Annotated in this window: 10 protein-coding genes and 1 pseudogene; 2 read left to right on the top strand and 9 right to left on the bottom strand. The window is 65.7% G+C overall.

What is annotated here, in order from left to right; translation table 11 throughout:
* Positions 1-104: pseudogene (locus VF662_RS09505) on the bottom strand (S-methyl-5'-thioadenosine phosphorylase); the annotation flags it as partial.
* A gap of 47 nt (positions 105-151) precedes the next feature.
* Here VF662_RS09505 and VF662_RS09500 point away from each other — a divergent pair.
* Both VF662_RS09500 and VF662_RS09495 read left to right on the top strand, forming a co-directional pair.
* Positions 152-847 (top strand): TIGR02117 family protein, encoded by a 696-nt coding sequence (locus tag VF662_RS09500; protein WP_464140278.1) that lies wholly within the window; start codon positions 152-154, stop codon positions 845-847.
* A 34-nt stretch (positions 848-881) separates the two neighbouring features.
* Entirely contained in the window at positions 882-1,034 is a 153-nt protein-coding gene (locus tag VF662_RS09495; protein WP_464140275.1) for a hypothetical protein, read from the top strand.
* Between the two features lie 110 nt (positions 1,035-1,144).
* On the opposite strand, the gene VF662_RS09490 is transcribed toward VF662_RS09495, so the two are convergent.
* From VF662_RS09490 to VF662_RS09455, 8 genes are all read right to left on the bottom strand, one after another.
* Entirely contained in the window at positions 1,145-1,273 is a 129-nt protein-coding gene (locus VF662_RS09490; RefSeq protein WP_464140272.1) for a hypothetical protein, read from the bottom strand.
* A gap of 81 nt (positions 1,274-1,354) precedes the next feature.
* Entirely contained in the window at positions 1,355-2,389 is a 1,035-nt protein-coding gene (locus VF662_RS09485) for a Dyp-type peroxidase (protein ID WP_464140281.1), read from the bottom strand.
* A 143-nt stretch (positions 2,390-2,532) separates the two neighbouring features.
* Positions 2,533-3,750, bottom strand: a complete 1,218-nt coding sequence (locus VF662_RS09480; RefSeq protein ID WP_464140269.1) for a hypothetical protein — start codon at positions 3,748-3,750, stop codon at positions 2,533-2,535.
* Positions 3,747-4,622, bottom strand: a complete 876-nt coding sequence (locus VF662_RS09475) for a helix-turn-helix domain-containing protein (RefSeq protein ID WP_464140267.1) — start codon at positions 4,620-4,622, stop codon at positions 3,747-3,749. Before VF662_RS09475 ends, VF662_RS09480 begins: the two co-directional genes overlap by 4 nt.
* On the bottom strand, positions 4,606-5,064 hold the full coding sequence (locus VF662_RS09470; protein ID WP_464140264.1) for an acyl-CoA thioesterase: 459 nt from the start codon (positions 5,062-5,064) through the stop codon (positions 4,606-4,608). Before VF662_RS09470 ends, VF662_RS09475 begins: the two co-directional genes overlap by 17 nt.
* The gene (locus tag VF662_RS09465; protein WP_464140261.1) at positions 5,061-10,517 is read right to left on the bottom strand and encodes an SDR family NAD(P)-dependent oxidoreductase; all 5,457 of its coding nucleotides are present in this window, start codon (positions 10,515-10,517) and stop codon (positions 5,061-5,063) included. Before VF662_RS09465 ends, VF662_RS09470 begins: the two co-directional genes overlap by 4 nt.
* On the bottom strand, positions 10,507-11,508 hold the full coding sequence (locus VF662_RS09460) for a hypothetical protein (RefSeq protein ID WP_464140258.1): 1,002 nt from the start codon (positions 11,506-11,508) through the stop codon (positions 10,507-10,509). The genes VF662_RS09465 and VF662_RS09460 overlap by 11 nt, the downstream gene beginning before the upstream one ends.
* On the bottom strand, positions 11,505-13,196 hold the full coding sequence (locus VF662_RS09455) for a CRTAC1 family protein (protein ID WP_464140255.1): 1,692 nt from the start codon (positions 13,194-13,196) through the stop codon (positions 11,505-11,507). The genes VF662_RS09460 and VF662_RS09455 overlap by 4 nt, the downstream gene beginning before the upstream one ends.
* Positions 13,197-13,371 lie beyond the last annotated feature (175 nt).

The raw sequence follows: 13,371 nt of genomic DNA, 5'->3' as shown, positions 1-13,371 counted from the left end.
GGCTTTCCCCAGGGCGAGCCGACTTCGATCCATTGCGGGTCCTCAAGCGCATCCATCGCATAGAGGCCGGAGCCGCCGATGATCCCGATCGTCCATTCGCTCATCGCGCCTCCCTAGTGGCGCCCGCCGCGCCGCGATAGGTGAGCCTGCGATGCAGATGTCCCCGCAGCTCCCGAAAGCCGCCAAAGCCTTCTTGAAGGCGCTGGGCATCCTGCTCGCCCTGCCCCTGCTCTACTTCGCGGCGGCTCTCGTGGGCGGCCTCATCCCCGCCAATGCCGGCTGGAAGGAGGCGGATCGCGGCGTCCGAATCTTCGTCCGCACCAACGGCGTCCATACCTGGATCATGGTTCCGGCCGCCGCAGCCGGGATCGACTGGCGCGGCATCGCCCGGCCCGAGCACATCAAGGACCCGCGCTACGCCGCCGGCAACTACCTCGCGATCGGCTTCGGCAACCGCGATTTCTATCTGAACACCCCCACCTGGGGCGACCTCTCCCCGCGCACCGCTCTCGCGGCCGCGTTCGGCGGCGGCCCAGGGCTCGTCCACGTCGAACACGAGCACGATCCGAAGGCCGACGAATATCAGCAGCCGATTACCCTCAGCCTCGACGAATATAGAAAGCTCGCCGCCCACATCCGCCGCAGCTTCGATCTCGCCGGCGGCCGCTCGCACCCGCTGCTCGGTCGAGGCTATGGCTCCGCCGACGTCTTCTACGAAGCCCGCGGCCGCTACGACGCTTACCGCACGTGCAACGAATGGACCGGCGAAGCCCTTCGCGCCGCCGGCGTCCGCACCGGCGTCTGGACCCCTCTGTCGCAAAGCATCATGCTGCGGCTGGAAAGTTAACCATCTCTTCACCACGGTGGTGGAGAATGCCCTCATGCACATGACAGCAATCCGGATCGAGCATGCGGCGCCGCTCAGCGGCAGCGACGACGACGGCGTCCGCGCCATCGGCGGCCTTGCGATCGGCCTCGCGATCAGCCTCCTGATCTGGCTCGTCCCGTTGGCGGCCTGGCTGCTCCTGAGGTAAGCTCCCACCGCGGAAAACTGGCGCGCCCGGCAGGACTCGAACCTGCGACCCCAAGCTTAAACGTTTCGTCGGGGGCGTCACGAGAAATCAGAACTGCGGAGTGTTCGTACCTAGAGGCCAACTGATCGGTTCGGCGGCATGTCAATGGTGATCGTCGAGCCTTCGAACTCAAGGAAGGTCTCGTTCCGGTTCAGGCGGCGGAAGGTCCGGTACGGACCCTGGATGATCGGCTTCGGCATGTGCTCCTCCCCTTGAAGGTCAAGCAGTCACTAACCGACTGAAGGCCTGCTCCGCTTCTCCGGGATTACGCCCGCCGGGTTCTAGCGGGACGGAAGGCTCAGGAAGCTGTCACCAGGGATCGACCGAGAGGGCGGAACGAACGAATAGCATGTCCTACCGGGCCGAAGGAAACCGTTAGACGGATCGAGAAGCAGGTCCCGACCGGAGTTGAAGCCCGACGCCATAATCCAATTATTATTGATATACTCAAAACCGCGGTGTTGGATGTTGGACTGGAAGCAAGCGAACAATATGCCTGTGGGAGTACCATCCTGCCATATTTCGGAAGACCGCCGCAGAATACGAACGTCGGGCGGCCTTACTGCATCACCGAACTGCGTTCTTGCGAACCCACGTGGATTGACCTGGCGGATATGGGAGCAGGCGGCTATTCGGCTGGCCAGTTCTGCCTCTGGCGTGGAAGGCGGAATCTCCTCGCCCGCTGAATCCACGAACTGTCCGCTCACCGACCGTCCGACAATGATGTCCCGCTTTCCCGGCGCTTGCTCGGACCATCTCTGAAGGTCGTAGCCATATTGCCGGACGACCAGGTAAGTACCCCCCTGATGCAGGGGATCCTCGCCCGCGCCGGCGAGGAGGTAGGATCGATAGCGCTCGGGATCTTGCCGGCGGACATCCTGAAGATTGCTCAGCCCCTCCTTGTAACCCAGCGCGTTCGCTCCCGACCGGAAGCTGCACGAAGCGATCGTGAAACGAAGCTCGGTCTGGGGCAGCATGGCCAAAGACCGGAGCCAATTCTCGCAGCTCGCCTCCCGGTCCGCCTCCAGCAGCAGGATGAGGTCCGCTTCATCCTCCCGCGCCGCATCCAGGGCTGAACGGCCGGTCGAGATGCTGTCTCCCCTTATCTGAGGCACCTTCAGGCATCGGGGAACGGCAATTTCGAGGCCGAAGCGCGTCGATCGGGAGCCGGTGTCACGCGAGCTGCTGGCCTCCCCTTTGAAGAAACGGGCGGTGAAGCCGACAAGAAGCGTGCCCTCCCGGGAGCAGTTCGCCGGGGCGTGCGGCCCCGCAAAGGCGAAACCATGGGAAGTGTTCAGTTCAGCCAGAGCGGCCATCACTCGGCCGGGTTCCTTGCTGTCATCCGTCAGGAAATTCAGTCCCGCCAAAAGCGAGAACCCGGCTGACTCCGAATCCACGCCCAGAAGGAGCTCACCCTCTGGGGCGAGGGCGGAACCTCCATCGGAGGCCTCGCGCCCGATCAAGGATTTATGAAGCTGAGGCTGCTCTGGCCCGCAAGAATGGGCATTCTCAGGCTCACCACGTTCATTGAAACGGTTTGCGGCAGGCTCGATCTTTCCACCGGAACAGAGACCTGGATCACCATGGTGTCTTCAGCGGAGCCGCTGCCCGACATCAACCGGTTGCCCTCATGCGGGAAGCGGCTATCCCGCCCGAAATCGCCGAGCAGAAACCACCGCACGTGGATCGGAACTCGCGCCTGATTATGAACTCTCCACGACGTGTAGAGCACACCATCCCGAACATCCTGGCTTAGGAGCTCGATGTCCAGCGAGTTGTAGTCGTAGAGGTAAAGCGACTGCTCCACGATACGCATGACGTGCCGGTCAGGATTCTCGAGATCGTAAAAGTCCACTTCTCCGTCGATGCCGATGGGCGTCGTGGAATATGGCGGCCAGGTCGCTCCGCTGATTGTCTGCCTCATCGGCACTTTCGAGAATGCCTTGATGCCGAGATCGACGAAATCGCAGATGAAATGAAGTTCGTTGACGGTTTCGGCCGGAAAGAAGCCGTCGTCGGCAGGGTTCGGGTTCGCGGACAACATCGTCGTCCTCGAGGTTCTCTCCGGGTCGTAATAAAGGCTCATGAAACCAAGGACGGGGTTGTAGGCAAAATAGCGGCCGTGACGCCACAGAACCTCCCGCCGGTCGACTGACCTCGGCAACGCCGTGGCCATCAGGGACGCCCGCACCTGGACTTCCGAGTCCACGGGGTCGCCGATGAAGAATCGCGAGGCGCAGGCGCCGCCGCCGGCCACGCTCACCTGCTGCTCCGAAGGAGGTATTCGGGATGGGTCGATGCCGATTTCGAAGGGGTCTGATGTCAGTGTGATCGAGTCGCCGCCGAGCCTCGTACCGACCGCCGACCGGCCGAAGATCGGGTCGCGCGAACTCGTTGAAACGAGGATGTTCCCGTTAGCCGGATCCCGTGTGGCGGTGGCCGGTCCGCCCGACAGGTCTATGTCGACACTCGCTTCAGCGCCGAGGAGGGCGCGGAAGTTGCGGCCGAGGTACTGCAGTTTCACCACGGGCCTGATCACGTAGTAGCCATCGACGATATCGTAGACTTCCAGGCCGACTTCGAAGTCCTCCCGCGTCGGGGGAGGGGCGGCAGAAAACATGCGGCGTCGGATAAAGGTCGCGTCGACCAGTTCATCCAAAGCTGAGATCCTGATCATCGCTGCTCCTCCTGAATCGGGGCGAGGGTAGCTGAGCGCGGGCCTTTCCCGCTTCTCCCGGATTGCAGCAGCATCAGCAGCGGCACGGGCGTGAGAAACGGCGGATCGGTCTCGGCGAGGCGGCGCAGCTGGAGGGGAAGCGGCCCGGCAGCGCGCGCGCTTGGAACGACGCTATTCTGACAGACGTGGAGCGCGTCGAGGCGGCCCGCCCAGGCGTCGCGTATGCAGAACGGGCCGATCGCAGCGGCCAGCAGGCTGACGCGCCGGCAGCCTGACGGCCAGGCGAGCGTCGCGGTCGGGGCGAGCGGATCGACGAAACAGCCGTCGAACGGCAGCCCCGCGGGAATGCTTTGGGGGAAGAGGCCGACGGCAAGCATGCGTCCGGCGGGTATCGCCTGGAGTCTTACGGCGAGCGCGGATGCGGGGTCGCCGCGCAGGCCGGACCCGAAGGCGGCCGCCGCTGCTGCCGCGGCAGCACTCAAGCCGTCGCCCCGCGCGAGGCGGCGCAGCTGGCCCGGGGGCACTCCCACGAGCAGCGCAAAGGTGCGCACGAAGGTGCCCAGCGAGCTGTAGCCGACGTCCAGGCTGATCTCCGTCACCGGCCGGTTCGTCTCGACCAGGAGGCGCTTCGCGCTCTCGATCCGAAGCGCCGCGTGAAAGCGTTGCGGCGACAGCCCGGTTACCTGCTTGAAGGCTCGGATGAAACTTTCCGGAGATACGGCGAGCCGGGCCGCGGCGAGGCTGGTCTTGAAGTCTCGCGATGGGTCGTCGCGCATCTCGCGGATGACGCCGGTCAGCTTTCCAACCGTGAGGGCAGCGGAGCGGGAGTCGCCCTGCGTTGCAGGTTCGCAGAGCTCAGCCGACCGGAGCATAAGCATCCAGCGCCAGGGCAAGCGCGGCTGGAAGCGGCGCGGGAACGAGCGGCCGGCCCTCGGTTTGCCGCATGCACGCAATCTCCTGGGAGCCGCGAGCGGCGAGGCACACGGCACCGTCGCGTTCCAGGCGGTAGTCGAAGCTGAGCCGCACCCGGTGGCCCTGCCGCCCGGTCAGCCGCATCTCGATCTCCACGGCGTCGAACGCACGCAGTTCTTCGAAAAAGTCGCAGGAAAGGTTGAGCGTCACCAGCCGCAGGTCGGCGGCCAGATCGGCCAGGATTTCCGGCGCATGCTCCGCCAGGAACGCCTCGCGGCACCGGCCCTGCCACGAGACGAAGCGCGCGAAATATACGTTGCCGACGAGGTTGGTGTCTTCAAACGCGATGAACGGGCGCCAGCGGAAGGCGCGACCCGGCTCGCTGCTCGTGCCGGCACTCATGCCTTCGGACCGGTCCCGACCGCCACGAGGACGGGCCCGGCCTGTTGACTCTCCACCTGACCGAGGATGGCAATCCGCTCCGCCCGGTCCCCGGCGAAGCGTCCGGGGCCATGCTCGCGCAGAGGGGCTGCATTGCCCAGCTTGCGAAGCGTTTCCTCCGCAACCCAGACATCACCTGCCTGACCCGCCGCGAAGGCGGCGATCCGTTCTACGTCGCAACTGACCGGCCCCGCGGCGCTGACTCCGACGGTGATGGCGTCGCAATGTGCGAACGAAAGGCCGCGCCGTTCATCGGGATGAATGGGAGCGCCGTCGCCTCGACGCCCGAGCGGGCTGGCTATGCCGAGCGCAGCAGCGGCGCGTGTCCGACGCTCCTGGCGATCCCTGTCCGAATCCTCGACCAGCACGAGCTGCAGGCTGTCATCGCCGGTCTCCTCCCGGGCGCGGCGTTCGAGGAACGCTGCGCGGAGGGCGGGGGCAGCGGCGATCACCGGCGCCACGTCGATAGCTCCCACATCGCGGAAAACCACCTCGGACCATTGTTCGACGACCTGATCATCGCCGTCCATGATCAAGATATCGAATGCATATTCCGCACCGTTGCACCAGAGCTCTACGGCTCGAACCCGAAATGCGGGGCCGCCGCCGAAGCGGTCGAGTCGGCGCGCCGAAGTCGGAATGAGGCGGCGGTGCGGGATGCAGCATTGCAGCACGTGAAGGGCCGCGTCGCGCGCGCCGGGATCGCCCAACAGCAGAGTCTGCGACTGGTACGAACTGAACCAGCACGCGTCAGGGGCAGCCGGCGCGAGGAACGCCTCTACCAGTCTCGACGACACCACGCCCAAACGGGCGACTCGACGGAAGGCGGGCCCTTGAAAAAACAGGGGCCCATAAAGGGGAGCAGCATCAAACGTCTGCCCCACGGCGGGCGGGGGCGAAGGCGGACGTTGCGTCCCGCCGACGAAGGCGGCTCTTGCATGGCGCTCCCGATAGTCGTCGCTCCCGCTTCGCACCTCGGCCCGGACCGTTCCATCAAGCTCGCCAAGGGCCCCGATCCTCACGGTCAAGTCGCTGGAGCCGATCTGAACCGCGCGCTCGAATGCGATGTCGGCGAGGCTGAGGCCGCACTCCGGGACGAGTGCAGACGCTGCCTGAGCCATCGCCTCGAGCAGGATCACTCCGGGAACCAGCGATGCGCCGCCCACCATGTGGTCCGCGAGGTACCGATCGTGTCCTGGACCGATGCTAGTCTCAGCGACGATCTCGACTTCCGGCGTGTAGACGAGCGCGCGATCGATGAAACGGAGCGGCTCTTCGAAAGCGACCGTTTCGTTGCAGGCGAACCGGCTGGCCACCACCATCGAGCCTTCGGCGCCTGAAAGGCAAAGGGTGGTGCTTTCGGCGACTGCCTCACTCAGCCGAAGTGCGTCGACTCCAGCGGCCGCCAGCCGTTCGGCGGCACCCAGCCGCTCCCCCATGCCTACACCGGCCCAAACGGACCACTCCACTGAGAGGCCGCTAAGCCCTGGCCGCTCGGCCGCAACCGCGGCAAGCAAGCGGCTCTGCTCGGCATTCGCGAGCGCGTAATGAGTTTCTCCGGCCAGACCAAGGCGGCCGATGATCGAGCTGAACGCCACGACGCGTTTCAGCGAACCGCCGCAAGCATCGATCGCCGCGAGGAGGCCGCTGCATTTGGGGCTCAGGGTCGACGCGACGGCTGCCTCGTCCAGCGCCCCGAGCAGTGCGGGCTCGTTGAGGCCGGCGGCATGGATGAGGTGGGTTACCGGACTTAGTCCCGCCACGGCATCCGCAATGCCGCGCCTCAAGAGCGGGGCATCACAGACGTCCGCCTGCACATATCGGACCTCGACGCCGACTGCGGAGACGCGAGCTTTGATCGCCGACAAGGCGGCGACATCGGGAGCGGAACGGCCGACCAGGACCAGCGGCGAGCCCGTGCGAAGAGCCAGGTCGATCGCGCACTCGGTACCGATGCCGCGCGCTCCGCCCGTGACGACGATCGTCCCGACTTCGATGTTCTCCGAAGCCACAGGCGCAAGCGGCCGAAGCACCGGCGTCGCGAAGCTTCCGTCCTCCTTGCGAACGATCTCTTCGAAACCGACGATCTGGCGCCGAAGCAAAACAGCCGCAGCCGCATCGGGGATGACCCGCACGCTCTCGAAATGTCGCTCGGCGGCGAGGGAACGGCCGAACCCGCTTAGCGGAGCTCCGCTGTGGCAAAGAGCCAGATGCCGGTAATTTCCCACAGCCCGTTGGCAGAGGCGGACAAGCGGCCATGCATCCCGCTCCGCCTGCCACTCCGCGATATGGATCGCGAGTCCATCGCCCGAACCAGGATCGGCATCGGCCCGAGTGGTGTGACGCCAGTCGATATTCTTCTCGCCTCGCACTGAAAGGGGAGCCGCCACTATGGCGAAGCGGCGGAGCCAGGGAGCGACGCCTTCCACCCGCGCTGGTGGCGCTTCGACGGGAACCGCCTCGGCCTCGACGAAGGCGGTCGCTACCTCCTGAAGGGAGGCGTTCGAAAATGCCGTCCGGTAGCCGGGTGGTCGGCGGTCCAGCAACTCGGCGAGCCGATCGATCAAAGACGGAACTTCGAGTGAGGAAAAACCGAGGTCATCAAGGAACCGGTGGTGGGGCTCGATTGCGGAGATCGGAGTTTTGGTTTCGCGGGACACCAGTGCGATCAATAGCGACAGCGTGTCGCCGCCGGCGGGCAGAGGAGGTTGCGGCTCGGCCTCCGTAACGGCGGTTTCCGCAGGAGCGAGCGGCTGCGTCTCTCGCGCCGATCGGCCGCAGGGGCTGTCGAGCAGCGACGGTTCCTCGATGCTAAATGGCCGGCTGGCGGGTTCGCACAGTAACGAGACATCGATATCGTGCCCGAGCACGAACAGGGACGCGGCCGCGCTGAGAGCGGGCTCGAGACTGTCGCCGAAAACGTCAAGGCTCACCACCGGTATGCCGTAGGGCAGCAGGAGGCGGCGCATGCCCGTGCCTGGCCCCGTCTCGACGAGAACGTCAACGCTCTCCGCGAGCTTTGCGGCCGCTTCCGCAAAGCGCACCGGATCACATAATTGGCGTACCAGCATGGAGCGGATGTCCGTGTCGGGCGCGATCCAGTGGCCGGTCACGGTGGAAACCACGGGTCTGGAAGCCGGGCGTAACGTGGCGCCCGAAAGCGCCTCGGACAGCGCCGGGCCGGCCGCGGCCATTGTAGGAGCATGGAAGGCGTGCGACACGACGAGCCGATGTGAGCGGATCCCGCAGGTCTGCGCCCGCTGTTGAGCGACGTCGATCGACTGGAAGCTGCCCGATAGCACCGTCTCCGAAGCGCCGTTGAAGCATGCAATCTGAGCATCGAGACCTTCGATCAGTGCTCTGGCATCGACGGCACTGCAGGTAAGCTGCAGCATCGCGCCGGGCGGAACCTGGCCCATGGCCCGGCCGCGGGCGGCCGCGAGCGAGACTAATGCATCCCGCGGCAGGACGCCCGCCCACGCGAGCGCCGCCAGTTCGCCGAGGCTGTGGCCAATTGCCGCGGCAGCGCGGATTCCCATCCCCTCGAGAAGATCAAGTCCGCCAAGACAAGCGCGAACGATCAGCGGCTGCGCTTCCTCGGTTCGCGTCGAGTCGGCCCCGCCATTCCAGGCCGGATAGCGTCCAGGAAAACGGCGCGCCCAAGCTCCGGCCTGTGTTCGGGTGGGGGCAGCTTGTCCGGGAAAGACGAGGCCGATCCGCGGAGTGGAATCCGGCTTCCCCAGGTGCACGCCCGGCTGGAGATCTCCTCCCTCCAGTGCGCTGAGCGCCGCTTTTCCCCGGACGGATAATTCTCCAGGATCCGCCGCTACGAAGGCCAGCCGGAGGGCTCCCTCCCCAACCGCTCTACTGGCCCACGCAGCTGCGTCGCCCATCTCGGCGAAGGACATCGTCGCTGCCCGGTCGACCAAGGCCTTCAGCCGCGGCATCAGGTCGGCGGCGTCACGGCCCCGGAAGAGGAAGAGGTCGCCGTTCCGGGCCGGCGGCTGCGGCGGGCGAGCGCGCGCGGAAGGACCATCAGGACCGACGAGAACAGCATGCGCGTTGATGCCGCCGAAGCCGAATGACGAGACCCCAGCCACGCGAGGGCCGGGCCGCCATTCCTCCGCCGTCGCGACTCGCAGGCGATGTCCTGTCTCCGCGAATATGGGATGGGGCTGTTCGCAGCCTGCATGGGGCGGCACGACGCCGCTGCGCAGCGCTTCCGCGGTGCGGATCAGTCCGGCAAGGCCTGCAGCCGCTTTCGTGTGGCCGATATTTCCCTTGATCGACCCGACGGGCACGGGTCGGTCTCCGCCTTTTCCAAGGAATGCGGCAAGGGCACTGATCTCGATGGGATCTCCCACCGAAGTGCCGGTGCCATGAGCCTCTACATAGCCTAGTGCCGCAGGGTCGATGCCGGCGGCACGATAGGCGCGTTCAAGCGCGCGTCCCTGACCGCGGGCATCGGGTCGGGTAAGACCGCCCTTGCCATCTGTTGAAACACCCCACCCAGCCAAGCTCACTCCGGGATCGAGGCCGCGGCGACGCGCTGCTTCACGCCCCATCAGGATCAGAGCGCCGGCTCCCTCCCCCGGCCAGAACCCTTCTGCCCGCGCATCGAAAACCCGCATTCGGTTCGGGGCGAGCGCATTGACTCGGGAGAAGCCGACCAGCTCGAATGGATCGAGACTGAGGTCCACCGCCGCCACGATCGCCGCCTCCACCGTGCCGGCGGAGATCAGGTTCGCCGCGGCTGCGAGGGCGACAAGGGACGAGGCACAGGCGGCATCCACACACCATGCACCGCCGTGGAGGTCGAGCTGGTTGGCAATGCGGCCGGCGATCGTATTTGAAAGGCCGCCGGCAAGGCTTTCCTCATTCGGCTGAGGCAAGGCTTCGCGGAGGCGGTCCCTGAATGCGGATCGGATCCACGCGATCGTTCGTTCATCGAGGCCAGCTGCCGTGAGGACTTCTACAAGCTGCTCGTCCAGCCAAGGCCAGCGGAGCCGCAGAATCGAGTTCCGGCTAAATTCGCCGGTGAGCGTATTCGCAACGACGACCGCGGTCCGCTCTCGATCCAGCACATCCGCGCCGCCCGCGGCCTCGACCGCATCGGCGGCAACTTCCAGCGCCAGCCAATGCGTGAGATCGGTGGCAAGGAAAGTTTTTCTCGGAATGCGAAAACGCGTCGGATCAAAGCGCCAGTCGGTCAGGAGGCCCGCCGGCACCCTGGTGATAGAGTCGGCCTCGCCCGCGCGCTCCTTCGAGTAGAGGTCGAGAGGAAGGCGAGACGGCGGCATCGGTCGAAAAGACTGGCGGCCGGCAAGGCTGTTCGAGAACAACGCCCCAGGATCGTTGGCGTCGGGGAATCGACAGGCCGCGCCTGCGATTACGATTTGGTGCTCAGGCTGCACGCAGCATACCGGCGTCTGAAGCGGGTGCGGCCGGATCAAGCACAGTCTCGCGTTCGCGTGGACTTCGCGCCGTCAGCCACAGAAAGGCTCCGCGCGCGCTGCTTACGAGCACAAGCGCGAAAAACAGGCCGAACACGACGTGCAGTTCCATCAGCAGCGCGTAGGCCGCCGCCACCCCGGCTCCGAACAGGAGCTGATTGCGCGGCTTGTCCGGCGTCGTCGCGGGATCGGTCACCATGTAGAAGGTGAACAGGACGAAGGCGAAGCCAGTCATCACCGCCAGCCCGGCCGCCGGGGGAGTTCCATTCGCCAGCGCCCGCAGGACGGCCTGCACGGCGAAGGCCGAAAGCCAGCCGGCGATCAGCGGCAGGCGCAGAGTGAAACGCCGGTTGATGAGAGTCCCAGTCATGACGATGGCGAGCGGCAGCAGCCAGTCCAAGGCGCCGACCAGTGCCTCCGCGAACTGATATGGTGGTGCGATGCCGACCGTCGGGAAGAGCAGCAAAGTCAGTGCAATTCCAAAGTTGGACGGATTGAGGAAATGTCGCGTTGCTCCGGGAGGGGCGCCCCGGCCCACCGGCACTCGAAGCACATATTTCGACGCTACGGCTGCACTGGCGGCGAAGGCGACCACCCAAAGCTGTTCGGCCGCATAAAGCAGCATTCCGACCGCGAGCGCGGTGATGTGGGCGGAGAGCAGGAACTTCGTGAATGACCTTCCGCCGCCGAGGAAACGCGCCGTCCGCCCCGTCGTCCGGGCACTTGTCCATTCCCCTACCAACTCGGTCGTATAAGCAGCCGCAAGGGCTACGAACGGCGTAATCCAGCTCTGCTCGAATCCCAGCCAGAGGTGGCCGAGGATGTTGAGGACGGTGATTGCGACAGCGAAGCGAAGGAGTCCCGCTTCGCGGCGCTCAACTGGGCTGAGGGTGCGACGAACCGGCCGCTCGCCCTCGTCCGTCGCCGCGTGGATCGGATTGGGCGCGTTCATGCCCTAACTCCCGCTGTCAGAAGGATCCGATGATGGCCGGGAGCCAGTTGGCCCCGCATCCGGTGCAAGCCGCCCCGGTCCCGCCAGCTGACGGTGACCGCAACGGCCGACCGGTTCCGGCCGAGCCCGAAGTGGACCAGCGGCGCGCGCTTGCCGCTGTGGCCGTTGCCGCCATCGACGAGGCCGATCATTGGCGGCCCTCCGGCAGGGTGGATCGAAACGACTGCGCCATAGGCCGGACGGCTGGTCCCGTTGGAATTCGGAAGGCGAAGATCCAGGGAGAGAAAGGAATGTCCGTTTCGATTACGATTGAGGAACAGCAATGACTGCTGCCACTGTCGAGCAATGGCCGCGTCGAGCCTCCCGTCGAGGTCGAAGTCCGCGATTGCAATCCCCCGCGACACTCCGGGCATGCCCATCCCGGAAGTGGCGGCGACATCGCGAAAGCGGCCATCCGCTCCGGCGGCGTAGAGCACGTTCGCATGGCGGCCCGAAAGGTCCGTTCCATTTCTGAACGCGGGCCAAATCTCGGGCTGGTCGAGCAGGTCGTCATTTGCGGTCGCCAGTTCCTGCAGCTCCGGCCAACGATTGACTTGGCCGGAGCGGAATCCCAGCGCCTGGACGAGCTCGACCCGACCGTCATTGTTGAAGTCCGCAGCCTTTATGTCCCATCCCCAGCCGTTGCGCGCCGTCCCGCGAATACCGCTCTCGTCGCGGAAATCGGCGCGGCCGGTCTTAAGCAGCTCCGGACGCCCTCGATTGATGAAAAGGAAGTGGCTTTCGAGAAGAGCGTAATCCTGAGCCATGTTGCTGACAGCGAGATCGAGCCTGCCGTCGCCGTTCGCATCAAAGAATTCGGCGCCCATGCCCTTAAATGAATCTTGTCCAAGCGTCCGCGACCGCGGCGTCAGGAGGTCGCGAGCACCTTCCGCGAGGCGGAAGCTGGGCCTGCCCGGCTGGGAGAGATTGACGAGCAGCCGGTCCGGTCCGAAGTCGTTCGCCACGTAGAGCTCCGGCAGCAGATCTCCGTCGAGATCCGCCGCGGCCAAGGCTAGCGTCCAGCCGTTGGCCATCTGGCGCGAAAGGCTTGCGCTGTGGTCGGTGAAGCCAGCCGGCCCGGCTCCGCCCGGGTCGCGAAGAAAGAGTCGGTTGCGCCCTGCGTTGGACGCGCGCGACATCGACAACTGCATGGTGCCGCCGTCCTGCGCGGCGGCATCAAGGACCCGAGCATCCTCCGGGAAGTAATTGCCGAATAAGAGGTCCGCGAGGCCGTCGCCGTCGATGTCCGCCTGCAGCGCGGCGTTGGTGTACCAGGCCTCCCGAGCTGCCACCAGCGGCGCCGCCGAGAAGCGTCTTGCCGACATTGCGCCGTCAGCCGCACTGTAGACGAGCGGCGGCCTCCCCCAGAAATAAACGAGGAGATCGGTTTTCCCGTCTTCGTTGAAATCGCCCGGCAGGCAGCCCATCGGAGCAACGCTGCCGGCCGCATATCCCTCCTCCGACAAGGGCAGGCGGAAGGCGTGGAAGCGGCCTGGGGCATCCGGAGCTGGCAGGACGGTGACGCTGTCGTCGGTGGGGTCGATGTGGCAGAGATCATTCGGACGCCCGTCGCCATCTATGTCCGCCGCGGCTACCCCCGCACCGACCGCTGAAATCCAGGCGTCGATGCGACGGTATCTGGGATTCACTGATCGAACGTTTCGGCGGCTCGACGACTGGATGCCCATCGGAATGGAAGTGAAGCGCAATCCACTATCGCCGGGTGCCGCTTGCCCGGTCGTCACCCAGGCGACTGCGAAAAGGCCAAGCGCTACGGCCAGTGTCGCCCCGCGTGCACCATGTCGCCCCAGGAAAGAAGAATGG

Source organism: Allosphingosinicella sp., assembly GCF_036387215.1.
In the GTDB taxonomy this organism is placed as follows: Bacteria; Pseudomonadota; Alphaproteobacteria; order Sphingomonadales; family Sphingomonadaceae; genus Allosphingosinicella.
This window is presented reverse-complemented; position numbering and strand designations above follow the sequence as displayed.